Here is a 22,168-nt window from a genome sequence, read left to right on the forward strand (position 1 = left end):
TCGACCAACTAGTAGATAGACTGAGGCCATGAACCTTCCAGACCTCTCTCCCAAGGCAGCCGAGATCGCCAACTGCGCTCAGGGGCTCCTCGCGACCAAGGGGTACAACGGCTTCAGCTACGCCGACATCTCGGAGGCCGTGCACATCAGCAAGGCAAGCATCCACCATCACTTCCCGAGCAAGGCCGAACTCGTGCAAACCGTCCTGCGAAGATACCGTGAACAAGGTCGCGAAGGCCTGGCCGCGCTGGCGAAGCAAGTCGCCGATCCGCTGGCCCGCATCCGTGCATACACCGGCTACTGGGAGACGTGCATCCGCGACGAGACGGCGCCGTTCTGCATCTGCGCGATGCTGGGGTCGGAATTGCCCGCGATCCCCAAGGAAGTCGCCGATGAGGTTCGAGGGCACTTCAGCGATCTCGCCACGTGGTTGGCGGGTGTCTTGAAGGACGGTGCCGCACAGGGGACCTTCAAGCTGCGAAGCGATGCGCAGTCCGAGGCCATGGCCCTCATGGCCACCGTCCACGGTGGAATGCTGGCAGCCCGCGTCTACGGCGACCCGGCCGCGTTCGCGAACGTGGTGCAGCAGGGCGTCGAACAGCTGCTGGCGCCCAAAGCCCGACGCTGACCGCCAGGCCCCGAGCCTTGGCACGGTCATTTTTTAACCCTTTTGTCTATCAACTAGTAGATAGATAAGAGTTTCATCGGAAGCCTCTGCGGCGCGGCTTTCGATGCCATCCACCACGCGCCCTTCATCCGCGACGCACGTCGCACAGGAAATCACCATGCAATTCCCCAAAGCTTCCAAGCTCCTTGCCGCAGGCGCAACCAGCGTGCTGCTTGCGATCGGCAGTCTCACGGCGGCCGTCGCCGCAGGCCCTGCCGACCAGGTGCGCATCCGCGGCACCGTCGTCTCGCTCAGCGGCGACCGTCTGCAGGTCAACTCACGCGAAGGAAAGCCGGTCACCGTGACGCTCAAGGCCGGCTGGAAGGCATCGGCGGTCGCGAAGGCCAACATGAGCGACATCAAGCCGGGAGATTTCGTCGGCATCGCATCGCTCCCCCGCTCCGAAGGCGGCGACGGCGCCCTGGAAGTTCTCATCCTGCCGCCCCAACTCAAGGGCATGGGCGAAGGCAGCTATGGGTGGGACCTGAAACCCAACAGCACCATGACCAACGCCACCGTCGCCGACGCAGTCAAGTCGGTCAACGGCAGCACCGTCACGGTGAACTACCACGGCAAGGAAAAGAAGATCTCGATCCCCGAGGGCACCCCGATCGTCACGCTGGTGCCGGCAACGCCAGAGGACGTCAAGCCAGGCGCCGTCGTGTTCATTCCCGCGGAAAAAAGCGGTGACGGCCTGTCAGCGGGCCAGCTGATCGTCGGCAAGGACGGTGTCGTTCCTCCCATGTAAGGAGTCCCGTGCCGGCCAGCGTCCGCGCCTGGCCGGCCGGGATGTTTCATGAGCACATCCTCACCCTCCATCCCCGACACGACGCCGCCCGCTGCGCGCCGAAGCTTCATACGGCGGCATTCGCTCACCGTGCGGGCGACGCACTGGCTCAACGTGCTGTGCCTTTCGTTCCTGCTGCTGAGCGGGCTGCAGATCTTCAATGCCCATCCGCGGCTGTATTGGGGGCAGTACGGCGCCGACCCGGATGCAGCCTTGCTGTCCATCGGCACGAGGCAGATCGGCAGCGCGTCCCAAGGCTTCCTCCAGATCGGCCCGCTCCATGTCGTGACCACCGGTTTTCTCGGCGTCTCCGACGAAGGCGGCAGCGCGACCCCGAGAGCCTTCCCCACCTGGCTGACCATTCCTTCGTACCACGACCTGGGAGCCGGCAGACGCTGGCACTTCTTCTTTGCATGGCTGCTCGTCCTCAATGGCCTGCTGTACCTGGCCCATGGATTCTGGCGAGGCCATTTCCGCCGAGACCTCTTGCCGAACGGAAGCCAGCTTGCACCTCGGCACTTGTGGCACGAGATCCTCGATCACGCCCGCTTGCGCTTCGCGCGCGGCGAAAAGGCACGCCAGTACAACGCCCTGCAGAAGCTCAGCTACCTCGTGGTGGTGTTCGGCCTGCTACCGCTGATGGTGCTGACCGGCCTGACGATGTCGCCCGGCCTCGACGCTGCCTTCCACTTCCTGTCCGATCTTTTCGGTGGGCGCGCATCGGCTCGCACGATCCACTTCGTCACCGCATTCCTGCTGGTGTCGTTCGTCGTCGTTCACGTCGTGATGGTCATCGCGTCGGGCCTGTGGAACAACCTGCGCTCGATGCTCAACGGCAAATACGCCATCACCGATGAAGGAATCAGACCATGACGCGGCAGTCTTCGCGCCGAAACTTCCTTGCGCGCCTTGCCGCGGGGGCAGGCGCCCTCGCACTGACCGGCTGCGACCGCCTGGTTCAAGACGACAACCTGGATGCGTTGCTGCGCCAGACCGAGAAGCTGACGCTGGCAGGCCAGAGGGCCCTGCTCTCCAGGCACGCGCTGGCACGGGAATACACCGAAGCGGACCTCTCGCCGGTCTTTCGCGCCAACGGCACGCAGATGCCGGACTCGAACGAGTACGCCCGGCTTCTGGAAGGAAGCTTCACGGACTGGCGGCTGCAGGTGGACGGCTTGGTCGAGCGCCCCCAGAGCCTGTCGCTCGCCGAACTCAAACGCTTTCCTTCCCGCACCCAGATCACGCGCCACGATTGCGTCGAGGGATGGAGCGCCATCGGCAAGTGGCAGGGCGTACCGCTCGCCCATGTTCTCGACGCCGCAGGATTGAAGCCCGGCGCCCGCTATGTCGTGCTCCACTGCGCAGACGAGCTTGAAAAGACGCTCGACGGCAACGGGCGCTACTACGAGAGCCTCGACCTGATCGATGCCTACCACCCTCAGACGATCCTGGCCTACGGCATGAATGGAAAGGATCTTCCCGTCCAGCATGGCGCACCGCTGAGACTGCGGGTCGAACGGCAGCTCGGCTACAAGCAGGCGAAGTACCTGATGCGCATCGAGGTCGTCGATGGCTTCTCGACGCTGTTCGGCGGCAAGGGCGGCTTCTGGGAAGACCGCGGCTACGAGTGGTATGCCGGGATCTGATCCACACGCCCCCGCGACCCCGCACGTACGCGTCATGCCCTTGCATGAGGTACCGTTCCCGCTCCCACAGAATCAGGAGGCAAGATGAATGCCGATGCGCTCGCCGGTCTCTACAGGGACTACATCGCGTGCCTGAACAGGCGCGACCTCGACGACCTCGGGGCCTACGTTCACGACGAAGTCCGGCACAACGGGCGGCAGCTGGGGGTCGGGGGCTATCGGCTGATGCTGCAGAAGGACTTCACCGACATTCCCGACCTCCGCTTCGACATCGAACTGCTGGTCTGCCAGCCGCCGTTCGTGGCGAGCCGGCTTCGATTCGACTGCACGCCAAAGGCGAATTTCCTTGGTCTTGCCGTGAACGGGGCGAAGATCTCGTTCTCGGAAAACGTCTTCTACGAATTCCACGACGCGAGGATCATCGCCGTGTGGTCCGTCATCGACAAGACGGCCATCGAGGCTCAGCTGCGGCAGGATGGAGCGGCCGGCCATTCCTAGCGACGAAGCAATTCGAGCCTCACGCGTGATCGGTGGACCGCGTCACCGTCTCCCATGCATCGATCTCGCTGGACAGCGCGGCAAGCTTGGCCCGCACGAGCCCCAGCGCATCCGTGCCCAGGAGCAGGTGCGCAGGCGGGTTCGGGGCGTCGACGATCGCCAGGAGCGCCCGCGCCGCCTTGGCCGGATCGCCGATCTGCGAACCGCTCTTGGCCTGCCTGGCCTGCCGGATCGGATCGAAGAGCGCGTCGTAGTCCTCGACGGTGCGCGCCGACCGCACCATCGAGCGGCCGGCCCAGTCCGTGCGGAACGACCCGGGCGCGATCGCCGTGACCTTGATCCCGAAGCCCGCGACTTCCTTGCCGAGCACCTCGGAGATGCCTTCCAGCGCGAACTTGCTGCCGCAGTAGTACGCGATCCCCGGCATCGTGATGAAGCCGCCCATGGAGGTGATGTTGATGATGTGCCCGCTGCGACGCGTGCGCATCGATGGCAGGACGGCCTTGATCATCGCGACGGCGCCGAAGACGTTGACGTCGAACTGCCGCCTCATTTCTTCCAGGCTGGACTCCTCGAGCGTCCCTTCGTGCCCATAGCCGGCGTTGTTCACCAGCACATCGACCTGCCCGTGCCTGGCAAGCAGCTGCGGGATGAGTCTTTCGATCGCCTCGAAGTCGGTGACGTCGAGCACGACGGCATGCGCACGTCCGGGAGCGCTTCGCTCGAATGCCGCCACGCTGTCCTCGTTCCTCACGGTCCCGAGGACCGTGAGCCCCTCGGCAAGGGCGGCTGCGGCGAATGCCTTTCCGAATCCCGAAGTGACGCCCGTGACGAGGAAGGTTTTGCGCACGGTCTGGCTCATTGTCGGCTCCTTGGAAGTGATGGATCGATCCTAGGAGCCGGTGAGCAGACCCGAAATGCCAAGTCGCACGCTTGGATTGCCTAAAACCACAAACCCATGGACTGGCAGGCTGCACCATGGCAGATTGGCGACCGAAATGAACGACGCCCGAACGCCAGACAAGACGCCGAACAAGGCCCCGAACGAATCTCTGCAAATCCCGGACATGCAGCGTCGGATGGTCGAGCTGGCAGAGCCGCTCTCGCCGTCGGAGGGCTACAACCTCACCGTACTTCCCGATGTCCGGATTCTCAGGTCCGACCGGCCGCTGGCCCGCGCGCCGGTGCTCTACGAGCCCGGCATCGTCATCGTTCTCCAGGGCCGCAAGCGCGGGTTCCTCGGCGACGAGGTCTATCTCTACGACGCGCAGCACTACCTCGCCGTTTCCGTGCCTGTTCCCTTCTCGATGGACACGGACGCGTCGGCGCAAGAGCCGCTGTTGGCGATCTACTTTCGCCTCGACTTCAAGGTCGCGGCCGACCTCATGATGCAGCTCGACGAGCACGGTTCCGCCAAGGAAGCGGCTCCCAGGAGCCTGACGTCGACGCCGATGGACGAACGCCTGGCTCGCGCCGTCCTCAGGTTCCTCGAGGTGATGAACTCGCCCCTCGAAGCCCCGATCCTGGGGCCGGGCCTGGTTCGCGAGATCTACTTCCGCGTTCTCACCGGCGAGCAGGGAAGCGTCATCCGGGCTTCGCTCACCCGCCAGGGACATTTCGGCAAGATCGCCAAGGCGATCCGGACCATTCATGCGGACTTCCACAAGAAGCTCGACATCGACCGGCTCGCCGATGAGGCAGGCATGAGCCCCACCTCGTTCCACGCCCATTTCAAGGCCATCACCTCGACGTCGCCGATCCAGTACTTGAAGACGACCCGCCTGCATCAGGCCAGGCTGATCATGGCCAGGAACCAGATCACCGCCGCGCAGGCGAGTGCCCAGGTGGGCTACGAAAGCCCTTCGCAATTCAGCCGGGAGTTCAAGCGCATGTTCGGCCGCGGCCCAGCCGAGGAGGCCTTCCGCATGCGGCAGGCCTTCGCGGCGCCGGACCCCTCGCCGCACGCGGTGTATGTGGCTGCGCACTGAGGGGGCCAGCGCACTTCTTCCTTGCCATGCCAAGGGACTCGCTTGCGTGCTGAGCGAGACCTCGGCGCCCATCGGAGCTGGTCGTCATGCGGCGCGCGCCGGCTGCTCGCCGGCCCGCTCGAGCTCCTGCATCAGCGTCTGCCGCGCGACGGCCGCCTTCTGTGCCTGCGCTTCTCGCACATGCCCGTAACCACGGATGGTCTGGGGCAGCGAGGCCAGCCTGGTCACGATGGGCAAGGTCTCGGCACGCAGGCCTGACAGTGCAGCCCGCATGTCGCCTTCGTACTGCGCCAGCAGCTGGCGGTCCAGTGCGCGCTCCGCCGTGTTGCGGAACGGATCGAGCCAGCTCCCCCTCAGGCCGCGCATCCGCGCCATGCACTTCATCGCCAGAAGCACCCAGGGGCCCGCTTCGCCCTTCACGGGTTTGCCGCTATGGGGATCCTTGCGCGCGAACGGCCACACCCCGATGTGAAAGCGCAGCCGTATCGGGCCCTCGAACTCCCGCTCCAGCGCCGCCCGAAAGTCGGGGTGTGTGAAGAGACGCGCGACTTCCCACTCGTCTTTGGTCGCCAGCAGCCGGTGATAGTTGTGCGCGACGGCCCTGGCCAGGGCGTCGCCCCCATGCAGATCGGCTTCCAGCCGGCGCGCTTGCTCCACCAGCGTGCGGTACCTCTGCACGTGGAGCTCCCCGCTGTGGGCGCGCAGGTGCTCGATGCGATGCGCGACCGTCTGGTCCAGGCCCCGGTTCTGCCGCGGCACGAAGGTGATGATCTGCGCCGGTTGCCGGGCCTTCAGGTGCTGCTCGACCGCCGGCCGGTCGTGGGCGACACGCCGTCCCCAGAGGAACGCATCCTTGTTCATCTCCACGGCCACGCCGTTGAGCTCGATGGCTCGCTCGATGGCCGCCCTTCCCAGGGGAATGAACCCGCGCTGCCATGCCAGGCCCAGCATGAACATGTTGATGCCGATCGGGTCGCCGACCAGCGCGGTGGCCAGGCGATCACCATCTACCAACACGAGGTCGGCCTTTCCTGCCGCAGCCTCGATGCGTTCGATGAGCATCTGCGGATCGAGCTGCCAGTCGGGATTGCGCGCGAACTCGTTGGTCGGCACGAGGCCCGTGCTCACCGCTGCACGCCCGCGACCGGCCGGCAGCCGCGAAAGCGATTCGTCCGATGCCGCAACGACCAGATCGCAGCCGATCAGCGCATCGGCCTCGGCTTCGGCAATGCGCGTGGCGTGCAGCATCCGTGCCTCGGGTGCGAATCGCACATGCGAGGTCACGGCGCCGTATTTCTGCGAGAACCCCGTGACATCGAGGTTGGAGCTGTACCGGCCCTCCAGATGCGCGGCAACGGCCAGGGTCTGGCCGATGGTCACGACGCCCGTGCCGCCGATGCCGCAGATCAGCACGCTGTAGGCGCTTTGCAGCGGCGAGAAGACGGGCTCGGGCAGGGGCTGCGTGTAGGGATGCGTCGATGCGGCCCCTGCCGCGCTCGCCGCGGCACGGCGTGGCTTTGCCCCCTCCACGCTCACGAAGCTCGGGCAGAAGCCCTCCACGCAGGAGTAATCCTTGTTGCAGCTTCCCTGGTTGATGCGGCGCTTGCGGCCGAGCTCGGTCTCCAGCGGTTCGATCGACATGCAGTTCGATGCCGTGCCGCAGTCGCCGCAGCCTTCGCAGACCGCCGCGTTGATGAATAGGCGCCGGTCGGGGTCGGGCAGCTTGCCGCGCTTGCGCAACCGGCGCCGTTCCGCCGCACAGGCCTGGTCGTAGAGGATCACCGAGACTCCGGGATACTCGCGAAAATCCCGCTGCACGACGTCCAGTGCGGTGCGGTGATGCACTGCGACGCCCTCGGGCAGGGACACCGCGGCATAGCGCTGCGGTTCGTCCGTCACGACCGCCATCTTGCCGATGCCCTCGGCCGCGAAGCCCGCGAGGATCTGCTGCGGGCTGAGGTTGCCCTCGACCTGCTGCCCGCCCGTCATCGAGACGAAGCCGTTGTACAAGACCTTGTACGTGATGGGCACCTTCGCCGCCACCGCCTGGCGGATCGCGAGATAGCCCGAGTGCGCGAGTGTGCCGTCGCCGATGTTGGCGAACACATGTCGTTCGGCGGTAAAGGGCTGCTGGCCGAGCCACATGACCCCTTCGGCGCCCATGTGCGACCATGTCGTGGTCTGCTGCGGGTTGACCAGCAGCGCCATGCTGTGGCATCCGATGCCGGCCAGCGCGCGGCTGCCTTCGGGCACCCTTGTCGACCGGTTGTGCGGGCAGCCCGAGCAGAACCCGGGCACGCGCGTCGGGCCCGGCCCCTTCAGTGGTGAACCGCCCGCCGGCGCAGGCATCGGCCCTTCATGGCCCATCACGCGGGCCAGCACCTCCGCCACCCGCACCGGCGAGATTTCGCTGGCGTTCGCAAAGGCGATATCCGCGGGCACCGCATCGAACCATCCGCCCTCAAACTGCTTGCCGACGAGGCGCGGCGCGTTCGCGCTGCCGTAGAGGATGGTTCGCAGCTGGTCTTCCAGGATCGGGCGCTTTTCTTCGACCACGACGATCGTGTGCAGCCCGCGCGCAAACTCGCGCACGATCAGCGGATCCAGCGGCCATACCAGGCCGATCTTCAAGAGCCTGAGGTCGGCGAACCGTGCGGGTCCGCCCTCCGCGGCCTCGCGTCCCAGGGCCTGCAGGACGTCCTGCCACGCCTTGCCGGCGGCGATGACCCCGACTCCGGCGCGCTCCGGTGCGGCCACGATGCGGTTGAGTCCATTGGCCCGGGCATAGGCCAGCACCGCAGCATGCTTATGGTTATAGAGCCGATCCTCCTGGGGAAGCGGCAGATCGAAAGGCCGGATCTGATAGCCCGTCCCAAACGGGTCGGTCGGTCGGCTCGGCGCCTCGGGCACGGTGATCGCGGGCCCGTCGGCCCCCACATACACGGAACCGCCGCCTTCGACGACGTCGGTCACCACCTTCATGCCCACCCAGCAGCCCGAGAATCGGCTCATGGCGATGCCGTGCAGGCCGTAGTCCAGCAACTCCTGCGTATTGGACGGGTAGAGCACCGGCATGCCGACCGCCATGAAGACCGGATCGGAGAAGTTGGCGACCGAGGAACTTTTGGCTCCGTGGTCATCCCCTGCCAGGCAGAGCACCCCGCCCTTGGGCGAGGTACCGGCCTGGTTGGCGTGGCGAAGCACATCGCCCGAACGGTCTACACCCGGACCCTTGCCGTACCAGATGCCGAAGACGCCATCGACGCGGGCACCCGGAAAAGTGCCGACGTACTGCGAGCCCCAGATCGCAGTGGCCGCCAGGTCCTCGTTGAGGCCCGGGCGGAACACGACGTTGGCGGCCTTGAGCGCCTTCTCGGCGGCCCAGAGCTCCATGTCATAGCGGCCCAGCGGAGAGCCGCGGTAGCCAGAAACATAGCCGGCCGTGTTCCATCCGGCGGCGGCGTCGCGGGCGCGCTGCTGCAGCGGCAGGCGCACCAGTGCCTGGATGCCCGTCATGTACACCCAGCCGTCGTCGATGCGGTAGCGGTCATCGAGGGTTGCGACGTCGCGAACCAGTGCGGTCTCCAAGATTTCTCTCCTCATGGAATGTCAGTGCTGGGCGGCCGGCACGTCGCTGCCGCTTCGGCCCACCAGGAACTGCAGGTCGCAGCCATCGTGGGCCTGGTTCACGGTATCGACGTACAGCTTCATGTAGCCTCGGGCGGCCGCCGCGACGGGCGGCCTCCACGCGGCCTGGCGCTGCTGCAGCTCATCTTCAGGAACGAGCAATTCGAGCCGTCGCGCCTCGACGTCGAGCTCGATCAGGTCTCCGTCGCGCACCAGGGCGAGTGCGCCGCCTGCCGCCGCTTCTGGGGACACGTGCAGCACCACGGCACCGAACGAGGTGCCACTCATGCGGGCATCGGAGATGCGGACCATGTCTCTCACGCCCTGCTTCAGCAGCTTCGCGGGGATGGGCAGCATGCCCAGCTCGGGCATCCCTGGAAATCCCCGAGGGCCGCAGTTCCTGAGAACCATGACCGAATCGGCGTCGATCTTCAGCGCAGGGTCATCCACCCGCAGGTTGAGGTCGTCCTGGTTCTCGAACACCACCGCGCGCCCCCTGTGCTTCAGCAGGCGCGGCTCGGCGGCCGAAGGCTTGATGACGGCACCGTCAGGGCAGAGGTTGCCGCGCAGGACGGCAACCCCGGAGTTCGCCATGAACGGCTTGGCCACACGGTGGATCACGTCCGGGTTCCTGCACAAGGCAGTGGCGTTGTTCTCGGCCAGCGTCTTGCCGGTCACAGTCAGCGCGTCGGCATGGAGAAGGCCGGACTCGCACATGTCGCGAATGATCACGGGCAGCCCGCCGGCTTCATGGAAGTCCTGCATCATGTAGCTGCCCGAGGGCTGGAGGTTGAGCAGCGTGGGCACCTCGCGCCCGACTCGGTGCCAGTCCTCGATGTCCAGCGGCACTTCCATGCGCCGTGCCACCGCCGTCAGATGGATCACCGCATTGGTCGACCCGCCGATCGCCGCATTGACCGCGATGGCGTTCTCGAAGGCCTTGCGCGTCAGCAGCCTGTCAAGCGTGAGATCCTCGCGCACCATGCCGACGATGCGTCGGCCCGCCATGCGCGCCAACACCCGGCGCCTCGCATCCACGGCAGGGATCGACGCGTTGTCGGGCAGCCCGATGCCCAGCGCTTCGACCATGCACGCCATCGTCGATGCCGTTCCCATCACGTTGCACACGCCCACGGAGCGGGTGAGGCAGCCTTCGGCTTCCTCGAAGTCCTCGTTGCTCGCACGGCCGGCGCGCAGTTCCGCCGCCAGGTTCCATGCGTCCTTGACGCCGAAGTCCTTGCCACGAAAGCTGCCGTTGAGCATGGGACCTCCGGACACGCCGATGGTCGGCAGGTTGACGCTGGCGGCACCCATCAGCAACGCCGGCGTCGTCTTGTCGCACCCCATCAGCAGAACCACGCCGTCGAGCGGGTTGGACCGCAGCGTCTCCTCGACGTCCATGCTGCACAGGTTGCGCAGCAGCATGGCCGTCGGCCGGGTCAGCATCTCGCCGGGCGAGATGACCGGGAACTCCATCGGAACGCCGCCGGCTTCCAGGATGCCTTCGCGCACCTGCAGGGCCAGGTCGCGGAAGTGCGAATTGCAGGGCGTGAGTTCGGACCAGGTGTTGCAGATCCCGATCACGGGCCGCCCGTCGAAGTGATCGGGGGGCACGCCGCGGCTGCGAACCCAGCCTCGGTTCGCAAAGTTCCTGGCCCCGCTGCCTTCGAACCAGGCTTGCGACCGTAGTCTGCGCTTCTCTTCATCGGACATACGCTTGTCTCTTTCCATAACCGTCATGGGGAGCGGGTCGGCCTGCACAGCGACGCCGCGCAGTCCGTGCAAGCCGCAGGCGGCACATTCGCGCCGAACGAACCCGGACTGGCTGGCGAAGGGTAGGCCTGCACCTGCGACATGGCTTGCGATGACCGGCTGGCGAGGAATTCCATGCCGCCGCAGCTCGCACCGCGACGAACCGATCCACCTGCTCGCAGCCGTACACAGCGGAGCCTTCGCAGCCAATGTGCGCGGCCATCGGCATGCGACGCCCTACTCATCGCTTCGCGCCGGCAAAGCGGATGCCCTCGCACGCATCCGGCGCTCCAGCACGGCCAGCACAGGCGCCAGCAGGACCACCATCAGCAACGGCACCGCCGCGGCACACATGGCGACCGTCACGCCCATCTGCCGGGCCAGCAGTGCTGCAGCGATGAGCGGCGCAGCACTGCTGCCGAAGCGCGAGACGGCTCCCTTCCAGCCGACCGCTGCGCTGCGCAGCGCAGCCGGATAGACGACGGGCGTGATGATGTTGAGCGACTGGTAGGTGCCAACGACGAAGAAGCCGGCGCTGACGATCGCCGCCACGAAGGCCGCGGTGCCGAACGGGAAAACGCCAAGCCCGACGAGCGACAGCGCACCCAGCAGCGCATACGCGGCAGTCACGCGGTAGCGGCCGAAGCGGTCTATCACGAAGCCGGTCGACAGTCCGGCGACGATGGATGCCCCGCCGGCCATCGAGGCGTAGCCCGCATAGCTGGCGACCGAGACGCCCCCGAATTCATGGAAGAAGGCCGCGCTGATGCCGAACAGGTTCACGCAGATCTGGCCGCAGATGCAGGTGAACCAGAGCACGGCGGTGAAGAGTGCACGATGGTCACCGAAGATGTCGATGAGCGAGATGCGCGAGCCGGAGCGCCGCTCCGCTTCTTTGAACCGGCGGCCCGGCTCCACCTCGATACCCAGCTTGCGCAGCGCGCCCACGATGTCCGTCGATGGCGCGCCGATGCGAGCCAGATGGAGCGGCGACTCGGGCACCAGCAGCAGGATCGGCAGGATCATCAGCAGCGGCGCCAGCGCACCGATCAGGTACATGCCTTTCCAGCCGATGCGGTCGAGCGCCAGGGCCACGAGTCCGCTGGCGCCCACCGCGCCTATCGCCACGCCCGCATAGACGATTCCGACCAGGGTCGAACGGCGCTTGATGGACGAGATGTCGGCAGCGAGGCTTGCGGCTGCGGGCAGCAAGCCGCCGCCCAGGACGCCGGCGATGAAGCGGGTGGCTCCAAAGCCGGCAACCGAAGTGGCGAACACACTCATCAGCGTGGCGATCGAGAACAGCGCCAGCAAGGCGATCAGCATGCGCTTGCGGCCGAAGTGATCCGCCAGCGACGACAACAGCAGGCCGCCGATCGCTTGCCCCATCGGCTGCAGCGCGAAGGCGCCGGTCAGGCTGGCGGTGGGCACGCCGAGCGTCGAGGCGATCACGGGGAGGATCTGGCCGGTCACCGCGAGGTCGTAGCCGTCGATCAGCAGCACGAGGAACAGTGCCGCCACGGTGAGGACGTGGCCGCGCCGCACGGGCGAGTTGTCCAACCGATCGCCGAGGTCGATCCTGCTATCGGCCGCAGAAGGGACCGCCTCATTCGAAGCGGCGTTTGCGTCGCTGCGGGGCATGAATTTCGGCATCTTGTCGTCTCCGTTGTCGTTCCATCGTTCCATTCGCGTGGAATCGAAGCGCGGCCGAGCGCAGTTGCAACCGGCCGCGGGCTGGCTGGCGCGTTCGGCGTCCGCGCGAGGTAGCTAGAGGGCAGGCGCCTGCGCGATGATCCGCAGCTTGCGAGAGCCCGCGATGATGTCCTTGGGCCTGAGGCCATAGACCTGGCGGATCGAGTGGCTGAAATGCGTCGAGTCCGGATAGCCGATGTCGAGGGCGACGTTCACCAGGCTGTCGACCGTGTGCACGCGGTGAAGCAGGCTCCGGGCGCGTTTCCAGGCACGCACGTTGCGAAACGACACACCCACCTCCTCCTTGAACAGATGCCGAAAGCGCGAAATCGACAGGTTCACCCGCGATGCGCATTCGTCGGAGGCCGCAGTGCCGAAGGGATCGTTCTTGATGCCGTCCAGCACGGTCGCAATGCGCCGGTCGAGGGGACGCGCGGGAAGAGGTGCACCGAAAAACGCGAGGTCGAAATCGCACGGGCGCAAGGCGAGCGCGCCGCCCGGCGAAGCGAGCCGACCATGGACCTCGCGCACGTGCGCCGCGAATCCCGGCGCATGCACCGCTCCGCTCCCGCGCAGCAGCGGTGGCAGCCTGCTTGCATCGACCGTTTCGGGCTCGACCAGAATGTTGAGCACGTTGCGGCCTTCGCACGCGATCTCGTAGGGAACGTAGGGCTGAACGACGGCGACTTCGGTCGAATGCCATTCGCCACCGCCCAGCCGCACGCGCAGTCGGCCGTCGATCGCCACGTACACGATGATCGAACCCTGCGTCTGCATGCTCGGGGATCCGAGAAGGCCGGCATAGAAGACACGGTCCTTCGTGATCCACATGACACGGTCGTCGCAGGTGCAGCGCCTCGGAACGAACGCGGGGCCGCCCGTGGCCGGGATGAAGCCAGCCGCGGAGTCAAAGGCATCTCTCATTTCGCGTCTCGTCCTTGCGGTCCGGCCGCTCAATCGCCCTTGGCTGGGATGATGGGCAGCAGGATGAAGGGCTCGTTGCCCCTGTCAAAGTGGAGCGTGTTCTGGCCGCCGAAGATCTCCGGCGGCCGGTCCTGCGGATTTGCATGGCGGAAGGGGCCCACGCCCGTCATCGGGTACGGCTGGTCCGAGAAGCCGGCGTCACCCAGGCCGTGGTCGTAGTCGCAACCGCGGATGTTGAGGGCCAGCGTGTAGCCGGGCGGAACCACGATGGAGGTCGGCAGGATCTCGATGTCGAGGACGACCGGCTCGCCTGGCACGAGCAGCTGTAACTCGTCATGCGTGTGGTAGGGGCGGTACGGCAGCGACTTGGCCTCGTCCAGCTTGCGGTGCGAGGCACGCAGCCAACCCAGGGCGATGGGCACGCGCGGATCGTTGGAGCCGACGAACAGGACTTCCTTGCCGTCCGGCGCGAACAGCCGCAGCGCCAGGAAGATGTCGGCATCCGTGGTCCTCGAGGAGATCACCAGTCGCGCCGCGACGGGGCCGGTGATCTCGAACTCTTCCTCGGCCGGCGGGAGCCTGAACATGAGCCCGTCGTCCATGGTGTTGTAGGTGATGCTGGCGCCGGTGGCCGGCGTAGTGCCGAGGCTGCGGCTGGCGGGTTCGAGGTAGTACCTGGTCCACTGTGTACGTGCCAGCGGCCATTCCTGCTCGTCGCGGATCGTGAAGTGCTCCCCCGGCCGGCGGATCTGCAGCTGCACCGGCGGCTGCCGGTCCCAGCCCGTGTCCTTGCCTTGCAGGAAGTGCCCGAGAAAACGCTTCTGCAATGCAACGCCCTCGGCGCGGTAGAAAGGGCTGAAGTGGCTGTTGCCATGCACCTCCAGCCATTTCTGGCTGGAAGCCGCCGCCATATAGCCTTCGAAATTGCCGCGCGGATGGACACCCATGCCGCCCCAGTTCGCAGCGGACAGTAGAGGCACCTTGACACGGCTAAGGTCGGGTTTGCGCCCGGCATAGAACTCGTCGTCCAGCGGTCGATTCAGCGACTCGTTGGACATCTTCGGAGCGCGGTTCGCCGCCAGCTCCTCGTCCGACAGGGTTTCCGGACCGCAGACCAGCTCGCCGTTGTTCGGATTGCGAGAGCCGCGCTCGCCGTAGCCGTGCTGGATGCGCAACACCTGGCGCTCATACCAGCCTTCGCCGAACTGCGAGTAGATGCCGCCGTGTCGGGCCGCATCCCGGTAGCGGTCGACGAACCCTTCCCACACGCAGATGGCCGCGAGGTGGGGAGGTTGCAAGGCGGCTACGTACCACTGGTTGGTCGCGTAATACGAGATGCCGTTCATCCCGATCTTGCCGTTGCTCCAGGGCTGCGCCGCCGCCCATTCGATGCATTCGTACAGGTCCCTCGTTTCCTGCTCCGACGTGGGATCGAGCACGCCCGGGGAGCGCCCCGCCCCGCGGCTGTCGACGCGGATGCAGATGAAGCCGTCGGGCACCCACTTCTCGGGATCGACGACCTCCCAGTTCATGTATTTGTTCGATGAGCCTTCGGCGATGTCGGGGAAGTCGCGCACCATGCGGGCGTACGCGCTCTTGTATCCGACCTGCATCGGGACGCCCTTGCCATAGGCCCCATAGGAAATCAGTGCCGCGTAGCGCCCAGGTGCCTCCGGCAGAAAGACATCCGCACGCAGAACGATGCCATCGGTCATCGGAATCGGCACATCCCAGAGGATGCGCATGCCGTCGGCATGGACGGGCTCGGGCATGTCGTTGGAGAGCGCGTGGTCTACGCTCCCCTGGGTCGGGTTCGCTTGGTTCATTCTGATCTTTCCTTTGATGCTCAACTGATCTGGATTCCCAATGGCGGCAGGATCTTTCCGAAGCGGTCGATCTCCGAATCGACATAGGCCTTGAACTCGCGCGGCGCCATCGCCTCGACCACGCCACCGCCTTCCTGGATGTACTGCCGGTACTTGGGGTCCTGGCCGAGCTTGACGAACATGGCGTGAAGCGAGTTGACCGCCGCCTCGCTCATGTTCTTCGGCCCCCAGATGCCCGACCACGCAGGAATTTCCGGCACGTCCAGGCCGAGTTCGGCGAAGGTGGGCGTGTCGGGAATGATGGGCGAGCGCACGTTGCCGGAGAGTCCGAGCGCGCGCATCTGCCTGGCCTGGATCCAGCCCTGCGCGGAGACCGGTGCGAGGAATGTGCAGTCGACCAGACCCGAGATCAGGTCGTTGCTCGGCGCACCCTTGTACGGGACGTGCACCAGTTCCACGCCGGCGTTCTTGCAGAACAGCGAGGCCATGATGTGTGTGGGATTGCCCAGGCCCGAGTTCGCGATGGTGAGCTTTCCCGGCGATGCCTTCGCGGCATCGACGAACTGCTGCATGGTCTTGAATCGGGAGTTCGCCCCGACGAGCAATGCCCATCCGTAGTAGGTGGCCAAACGGGTGATGGGCGTGAAGTCCGCCTTCGAGTCGAAGGGCAGGCTCTTGTACAGGGCCGCGTTCGTCGTATGGCCGGCGGAGTTCAGCAATACCGTGTTTCCGTCGGGCTTGGAGCGTGACACATCGAGCGATCCGATCACGGCACCAGCGCCCGGCTTGTTGTCGATGACGACGGTGCGGCCGCTCGTGGTTTCGAGCGTGTGCGCCAGCAGCCGCCCGGTGACGTCCATCCCGGAGCCCGCGGGAAAGGGAACGACGATTCGCAGGACATCCGGCTTGCTTGGCTGGGCGATCGCGGGCAAGGCGCTGCCGAGTGCTGCGCTGATGAGTGTCCTGCGGTTGATGTTGCTCATGCTCTTGTCTCCGGATTGGTGTGTCGGGGAGGGCCCGGCGCGTCGGAGGACACCCTCAGGCCGTGCCAGTTCGAACCAGTCGCGTTCCACATGCATCGCCGTCCGATGGACTGCTACGAGGGCGAAAACGATGTCGGCTTCAGGATCTTCGATTCCTGTTGCCGTATGGCGCCCAGCTCCCTGGATCGCACCCTGTATGCCTGCCAGGCCGGATCGGCCTCCATCGCCGAGCGACGTTGCTCGCGATCGGCCAGGCTGGCGAATCGCCACAAGTGCACGATCTGGTTCAAGGGGCCGATCTCGCTGACGTAGAAGCCCACGAGACCGCCCAGGTACCTGTTCTGCAGCGGCAGCGCCATGCTCTCGTACAGCTTCAGGAAGTCGGCGGTGCGCCCGGCTTCGGCGGTGTAGGTTCTGAGCTCGAAGATCATGGCCACCTTGCAGGTCGATGTGGATGGCAGGTGCGGGCCGGCTGCAGGCCGAAGTCGACACGGTCTTGCGGGCGATGCATATCGAACAGCCCTACTTCTCGTTCTCGACGGAGTTCGACAGGACCCCGATGCCTTCGATCTCGACTTCGACCGTGTCCCCTTCCTTCATCCACACGGGCGGCTTGCGTGCATAGCCGACGCCCGCGGGCGTGCCCATGATGATCACGTCGCCCGGTTCGAGCGTGAGGGCCTCGGTGATCAAACACAGCGTTTCCGCAACGGGGAACAGCATCCGGGCCGTGTTGCTGCTCTGCATGACGGTGCCGTTCAGGCGCGACTCGATCTTCAGCCCCGCAGCGCCAGGAGGGAGTTGGGACGCCGGCACCAACCAGGGGCCGAAGGCACCCGTGGCATCGAAGTTCTTGCCGATGGTCCATTGGGCCGTCTTGCGCTGGTAATCGCGCACCGTCGCGTCGTTGAAGCAGGCGTAGCCGGCGACGGCCTCAAGCGCATCGGCCTCGGTCAGGTGGCGTGAAGCCTTGCCGATCACGACGGCCAATTCGGCCTCGAAATCGAGCTGGGTCGATACGCGCGGCCGCTGGATCGGTCCACCGTGCGCTGTCAGCGAGGACGGGCCGCGCAGAAAGAAGCTGGGATAGTCGGGCCGCTGGTTGCCGCCTTCGGCGGCGTGGTCCGCGTAGTTCAGCCCCATGCAGATGATCTTGCCGGGCCGTGGCACCACGGGCAGCAGCCTCGCGGCACCGAGCGGAACGCGGGCAGCCGCAGGCGCTGAGGCGGCCTGCTTTGCTGCGGCGGCAAAGCCGGCGGCACCGCCGGTGCAAAGAGCCACCATGTCTCCCGGCAGGGTGACGATGGCGCCATCCACGACCGCGCCCAAACGAGGCGTCGGATCGGAGTCGGTACGGAAGGTGACAAAGTTCATGGGTTGGACTGAGAACAGCAGTGGAACCAAGGAGGTGGAGGAGCTACGGTCCTGTGCGCGGTGGGCACTCAGTGGGCCTTCAGCCCGGCACCGACCGAGCTCATCAGCGCATGCAGCGCGCTGTGGCCCTCGAAGCCGATGCCCGGGCGCTGCGGCGGGTGCACGAAGCCGCCCTCGACATGCGTGTCGTCGGCAAAGCCGCCGAAGGAGCCGAACACGCCGGGGTAGGCCTCGCAGCCGCCCAGGCCCAGGCCGGCCACCAGGGCCAAGGACATCTGGTTGCCGCCGTGCGGAAAATGGCTGCCCGCAGGCCAGCCCTGCGCCTCCAGGGCCCGCACCATGCTGGCAAAGGCATGCAGTCCGTAGGACTGCGGAGGGTCGACCTGGATCAGGTCCTTCTCGCTGCGCCAACCGCCCAGGCGCACCAGGTTGGTCACGTCCTGCATGCCGTAGAGGTTTTCGCCGGCGGACAGCGGCGGTGCATAGACGGAGGCGAGTTCGGCCATCAGCGAGTAGTCGTTGGGATCGCAAGGCTCCTCGAACCAGCGCAGGCCATAAGGTGCCAATGCCTCTGCGTAGCGCAGGGCTTCCTCCCGCTGGAACTTGCAATTGGCATCCACCGCCAGGTGGCCGCTGTCGGGCAGCACACTCAAGGCGCAATCGATCCGGCGCAGGTCCTCGTCCAACGAAGCCCCTCCCACCTTGATCTTCACATGGGTGTAGCCGCCGGCCTGGTGGCTGCGAATCTCGTCGGCCACGTCCTTCGCGACACCGCCCGGGCGGTACCAGCCTCCACCCACGTACACGGAGACCTTGCGCTGCATGGTCCCGCCGCGATAGCGCCGGGCCAGCACTTCCGCCGTGGGCAGCTCCTGGGCCTTGCCGATGGCATCCCACAGTGCGGTCTCGATGGTCCCGATGGCGATCGAACGCTCGGCATGGCCACCCGGCTTCTCGCCGACGAGCATCGCCTCCACCGCCCTGGCAGGGTCGAGCACCCCGGCTGCGTCGAGCAGCGACTCAGGTTGCGCCCGCAACAGCCGCGGGAAGAAGCGCTCGCGCATGGGCTGTCCGCAGGCATAGCGTCCGGTGGAGTTGAACGCATACCCCGTGACCGGTGTGCTGCCGGCGCCGGGATCCAGCCGTACCGCGACGATGGAGGTAGTCATCTCCGCGAAGGAGAACACGGCGTTGCGCATGGTGCTCTGCACCGGAAAAGCCGCTTCCTGGAGGTCAATGATCCGCATGGTGCCTTCTGTGTGTCCTGAAACTTCTTCCCCGGGCGGGCTCAGCGTGACGGCTCGATGCCGGCGGCCCGGATGAACTTGCCGTAGCGAGCAAGTTCATCCTCGATGTGTTTGCGAAAGACTTCCGGTCCGGCCGGTTCGGCCGGGAGAAAGCCCATGGCCAGCAGCTTCTCGCGCACCTCGGGCTGGCGCAGCATCTCGCCGATGTCGCTGTTGATCTTGTCGACGATCGCCGCGGGCGTCGCGGCCGGTGCCACGAAGCCCAGCCATGCGCCATAACGGAACCCCGGGAAGCCGGACTCGGACATCGTCGGAACCTGGGGCAGCACGGCGAGCCTCCGCGAGGTGCCGACGGCCAGGGGCACGAGCCGGCCCGACCGAAGGAACGGCAGTACTGCGGAGACGCCGGCGAACATCACCTGCACCTGGTCGCCCACCACCGCCGTGGCGGCTTCCGCCGCGCCCTTGTAGGGCACGTGCAGCATCCGGATGCCCGCGCTGCTCATCAGGATCTCCATCGGAAGATGCTGGGCACTGCCGACGCCGCTGGTGCTGAAGTTGATTTCGCCGGGGCTTGCCCTGGCCGCATCCACCAGTTCCTTGACCGAACGCACATGCAGCCGGGGCGATGCGACCAGCACGAAAGGCGTCTCGCCGATCAGCGCGATCGGCGCGAAGTCCTTGAGGGGGTCATAGGGAAGCTTCGCGTACAACGCCGGGTTCGCAGCCAGCGTGGTGTCGTTCGGCACCAGCAGCGTGTATCCGTCGGCCGGTGCGCGTGCGACCTGCTGCGCGCCGATGATGCTGTTGGCGCCGACCTGGTTGTCAACCACGGTGCCCTGGCCCCAGCGCTGCGCGAGCTTGCCCGCCATGAAGCGGGAGGCGACATCCGCCCCCGCGCCCGCGGCGAACGGAACGACGATGCGCACCGGCTTTTCCGGATAGCCGGCATGCGCCAGGGTTCCCACCAAAAGCGCCGCAAGAACCATGGCGGCGCAGCGCAGCAAGGCCGGCACGCCAGTCACTGCCTGGACGGCACGGTGCGCGGACCGTGCGGACACTTCCGTGGTCTTGATCATTCTTGTCTCCGTCTTTTTTGTCTGGCCGGCGGGGGCTGCGGTGATCACGCCCCGGTCCGGCATGCGCAATTCTGGATGTGCCGAGACCAACGCAAAAGAAGAGATTTCAGCTGCCATCCATCTAAAATTTCGCTGGATGGCTCTGGAGATGCACCATGGATCTGCGACAGGTACGCTACTTCCTGACGGTGGCGGAAAAGGGAAGCATCAGCGCGGCTGCAGCTGTGTTGCACGTGGCGCAGTCCGCGATCAGCCGGCAGATGCGCCTGCTCGAAGACGATCTCGGCGGCCCTCTCTTCCATCGCAGCATCGCGGGGGTGCAACTGACCGACGGCGGCCTGATGTTCCTGGAGCGCGCCCGCTTCATCGTGCGAGAAGTCGAAAGCGCGACCACGGACGTCTCCAACTTCAACCGTGGCATGCGAGGCTTTCATCGCGACGTGCGCGGCACGGTGCGAATGTCTTCGGCACCCACGGTCGGACAGGCGATTCACGGGCGCCTCGCGCTGGACTTCCGCCATCGCTTTCCTCAAGTCCGGCTGGAGCTGACCGAGAGCCCCACCGACGACGCGCTGCATCGATTGACCGCGGGCACCATCGACCTGGCCATCGTGTCGAATCCCGGAAATCAGGAACACGTCCATTTCACGCCGCTCGTGCGCCAGGAGATCGCTGTCTTCTGTCTTCCGGGCTCGAAGCTCGCCGCCCGTTCGAGCGTGCAGGCGCGCGAACTGCGCAAGCTGCCCATCATCATTTCCCTCGGCCTGCGGCACAGCCTCGAGACCGAGCATGGGGTGATGCAGCCGGTCATACAGATCGACGGTAACGAAGGGGCCGCACAACTGACCCGCGCGGACCTTGGCGTCGCCGTTCTGCCCAGATCCGTGGTACGAACATCCAGCATCTGGCAAGGCCTGGTGGCGGTGCCCGTCCGCGGCTTCGCGGTGACCCGCATGCTCGCGGTCGCCAAGGGGCGGCCCGTGAGCCTGGCAGCGAAGGTCTTCCGCAATGCCGTCGAGGAGCAGATGGCACTGTGCGTCGGAGAGGGACTCTTCCTGCCACCCTGAAGCGAATCGGCCTTCAGAGCTCCGTCTTGCTTGTCCCGCGGATCAGGGCGACCGCGTCACCTTCGTGAAACCGCACTCGCGCAGCAGGCGGCCTACCCGGCGACCTCGTGCACGAATTGCCCCGCGCTCAGCGTGTTGACGGTCTCACCCGGGATGTCCATCAGGATGCGGCTGCGTTCGGGCGTCATGGTGACGGTGATGTACTGGACCGGCCTCGCGGCGGGATCGTGCAGCACGCGAACGATCTTCAGCAGGGGCGCTCCGACTTCCGTCTGCATGAGCTTCGCTCGGACCGGATCGCTCAGCTCGGCCGTGATTTCCTGGATCACGCGGCCGAACTTCACGCCCTGGGCCATCAGGATCTCGTAGAGCGCCTGCTTGCGAAGCGAGGTGGCCGTGACCTGCTTGCCCAGCTGTTCGGGCACCCACGCATCGGACAGCATGACCGGCGTGCCGTTCATGCTGCGCAGGCGCAGCGCATGCACCGCCTTTTCTCCCGGCGCGAGCTGCAGCAGTGCGGCCACGTCCGAAGGTGCCTCGACCCGCTCGACGCGCAGCACCTGCACCTGCGTCTCGCTCGCCGTCTGACGCAGGCTGTCGATCAGGGAGAGGCTGGGTCGCGCCCGCACCAGCGGCAAGCGGTCCTGCAGCACGAAGGTGCCGCGGCCATGCCGCCGCTCCACCAGGCCCTGCGCGGCCAGGTCCGCCAGGGCCCGCCGCACCGTGATGCGCGAGACGCCGAAACGCTCGCACAGCGACTCCTCCTTCGGCAACAGCCCCGAAGCCGAATACACGCCGCGCACGATCTCGTCGCGAAGGACCACGAAGAGCTGGCGGTGCAGCGATGTGCCCGGCGCCCGGGGCAAGGGGGATGCGGCGAGTTCGACCTGGGCTTTCGCGGGTTTCATCAACGTCGGTGGCAGGGAGCTTGTGGAAGGCGCGAGCATAGCCTGTCGATGGTCGGGTGTTGATAGCAACAGGACAGCCGGCGACAGCATTCATGCACACGCC

Annotated in this window: 19 protein-coding genes; 7 read left to right on the forward strand and 12 right to left on the reverse strand. The window is 66.2% G+C overall.

The window, feature by feature from the left end; translation table 11 throughout:
* Nucleotides 1-28 precede the first annotated feature (28 nt).
* From FHY06_RS23930 to FHY06_RS23950, 5 genes are all read left to right on the forward strand, one after another.
* Nucleotides 29-628, forward strand: coding sequence for a TetR/AcrR family transcriptional regulator (locus FHY06_RS23930; protein WP_126186208.1), 600 nt, complete (start codon nt 29-31; stop codon nt 626-628).
* A 157-nt stretch (nt 629-785) separates the two neighbouring features.
* A complete protein-coding gene (locus tag FHY06_RS23935) occupies nt 786-1,415 on the forward strand; it encodes a hypothetical protein (protein WP_184606522.1) in 630 nt (209 codons plus the stop codon).
* Between the two features lie 48 nt (nt 1,416-1,463).
* On the forward strand, nt 1,464-2,327 hold the full coding sequence (locus FHY06_RS23940; RefSeq protein ID WP_184606523.1) for a cytochrome b/b6 domain-containing protein: 864 nt from the start codon (nt 1,464-1,466) through the stop codon (nt 2,325-2,327).
* Entirely contained in the window at nt 2,324-3,100 is a 777-nt protein-coding gene (locus FHY06_RS23945) for a molybdopterin-binding protein (protein WP_184606524.1), read from the forward strand. Before FHY06_RS23940 ends, FHY06_RS23945 begins: the two co-directional genes overlap by 4 nt.
* An 84-nt stretch (nt 3,101-3,184) precedes the next feature.
* Entirely contained in the window at nt 3,185-3,598 is a 414-nt protein-coding gene (locus FHY06_RS23950; RefSeq protein WP_184606525.1) for an ester cyclase, read from the forward strand.
* A 19-nt stretch (nt 3,599-3,617) separates the two neighbouring features.
* Here the strand turns inward: FHY06_RS23950 and FHY06_RS23955 are convergent, their stop codons facing one another.
* Nucleotides 3,618-4,460 carry an oxidoreductase gene (locus FHY06_RS23955; protein WP_184606526.1) on the reverse strand — a complete coding sequence of 281 codons (843 nt, stop codon included), beginning with the start codon at nt 4,458-4,460 and terminating at the stop codon, nt 3,618-3,620.
* 136 nt (nt 4,461-4,596) lie between these two features.
* Between FHY06_RS23955 and FHY06_RS23960 the strand changes: the two genes are divergently transcribed.
* Nucleotides 4,597-5,586: an AraC family transcriptional regulator gene (locus FHY06_RS23960; protein ID WP_409327466.1), complete on the forward strand. Its 990-nt coding sequence runs from the start codon at nt 4,597-4,599 to the stop codon at nt 5,584-5,586.
* Nucleotides 5,587-5,670: 84 nt separating this feature from the next.
* On the opposite strand, the gene FHY06_RS23965 is transcribed toward FHY06_RS23960, so the two are convergent.
* The 10 genes from FHY06_RS23965 to FHY06_RS24010 form a co-directional block, all read right to left on the reverse strand.
* Entirely contained in the window at nt 5,671-9,174 is a 3,504-nt protein-coding gene (locus FHY06_RS23965; protein WP_184606527.1) for an indolepyruvate ferredoxin oxidoreductase family protein, read from the reverse strand.
* Between the two features lie 21 nt (nt 9,175-9,195).
* Nucleotides 9,196-10,926 carry an IlvD/Edd family dehydratase gene (locus FHY06_RS23970; protein ID WP_026346717.1) on the reverse strand — a complete coding sequence of 577 codons (1,731 nt, stop codon included), beginning with the start codon at nt 10,924-10,926 and terminating at the stop codon, nt 9,196-9,198.
* Between the two features lie 276 nt (nt 10,927-11,202).
* Entirely contained in the window at nt 11,203-12,525 is a 1,323-nt protein-coding gene (locus tag FHY06_RS23975; protein WP_157773808.1) for an MFS transporter, read from the reverse strand.
* A gap of 207 nt (nt 12,526-12,732) precedes the next feature.
* On the reverse strand, nt 12,733-13,581 hold the full coding sequence (locus FHY06_RS23980) for a helix-turn-helix transcriptional regulator (protein WP_019657484.1): 849 nt from the start codon (nt 13,579-13,581) through the stop codon (nt 12,733-12,735).
* A 29-nt stretch (nt 13,582-13,610) separates the two neighbouring features.
* The gene (locus FHY06_RS23985; protein ID WP_311733723.1) at nt 13,611-15,431 is read right to left on the reverse strand and encodes a CocE/NonD family hydrolase; all 1,821 of its coding nucleotides are present in this window, start codon (nt 15,429-15,431) and stop codon (nt 13,611-13,613) included.
* Nucleotides 15,428-16,390 (reverse strand): Bug family tripartite tricarboxylate transporter substrate binding protein, encoded by a 963-nt coding sequence (locus tag FHY06_RS23990; RefSeq protein WP_184606528.1) that lies wholly within the window; start codon nt 16,388-16,390, stop codon nt 15,428-15,430. Before FHY06_RS23990 ends, FHY06_RS23985 begins: the two co-directional genes overlap by 4 nt.
* A gap of 113 nt (nt 16,391-16,503) precedes the next feature.
* The gene (locus FHY06_RS23995; RefSeq protein ID WP_019657481.1) at nt 16,504-16,821 is read right to left on the reverse strand and encodes an NIPSNAP family protein; all 318 of its coding nucleotides are present in this window, start codon (nt 16,819-16,821) and stop codon (nt 16,504-16,506) included.
* Nucleotides 16,822-16,912: 91 nt separating this feature from the next.
* Nucleotides 16,913-17,764 carry a fumarylacetoacetate hydrolase family protein gene (locus tag FHY06_RS24000; protein WP_184606705.1) on the reverse strand — a complete coding sequence of 284 codons (852 nt, stop codon included), beginning with the start codon at nt 17,762-17,764 and terminating at the stop codon, nt 16,913-16,915.
* Between the two features lie 68 nt (nt 17,765-17,832).
* Nucleotides 17,833-19,011, reverse strand: coding sequence for an enolase C-terminal domain-like protein (locus FHY06_RS24005; protein ID WP_184606529.1), 1,179 nt, complete (start codon nt 19,009-19,011; stop codon nt 17,833-17,835).
* 41 nt (nt 19,012-19,052) lie between these two features.
* Nucleotides 19,053-20,090, reverse strand: coding sequence for a Bug family tripartite tricarboxylate transporter substrate binding protein (locus FHY06_RS24010; RefSeq protein WP_184606530.1), 1,038 nt, complete (start codon nt 20,088-20,090; stop codon nt 19,053-19,055).
* A gap of 155 nt (nt 20,091-20,245) precedes the next feature.
* On the opposite strand from FHY06_RS24010, the gene FHY06_RS24015 reads away from it, so the two are divergent.
* Nucleotides 20,246-21,157, forward strand: coding sequence for a LysR family transcriptional regulator (locus FHY06_RS24015; protein WP_019657477.1), 912 nt, complete (start codon nt 20,246-20,248; stop codon nt 21,155-21,157).
* 92 nt (nt 21,158-21,249) lie between these two features.
* Here FHY06_RS24015 and FHY06_RS24020 read toward each other — a convergent pair whose 3' ends face one another.
* Nucleotides 21,250-22,065, reverse strand: coding sequence for a GntR family transcriptional regulator (locus tag FHY06_RS24020; RefSeq protein ID WP_126186213.1), 816 nt, complete (start codon nt 22,063-22,065; stop codon nt 21,250-21,252).
* Nucleotides 22,066-22,168: the final 103 nt, after the last annotated feature.

The sequence above is a fragment of the Variovorax atrisoli genome (assembly GCF_014195185.1).
GTDB classification, from domain to species: domain Bacteria; phylum Pseudomonadota; class Gammaproteobacteria; order Burkholderiales; family Burkholderiaceae_C; genus Variovorax; species Variovorax atrisoli.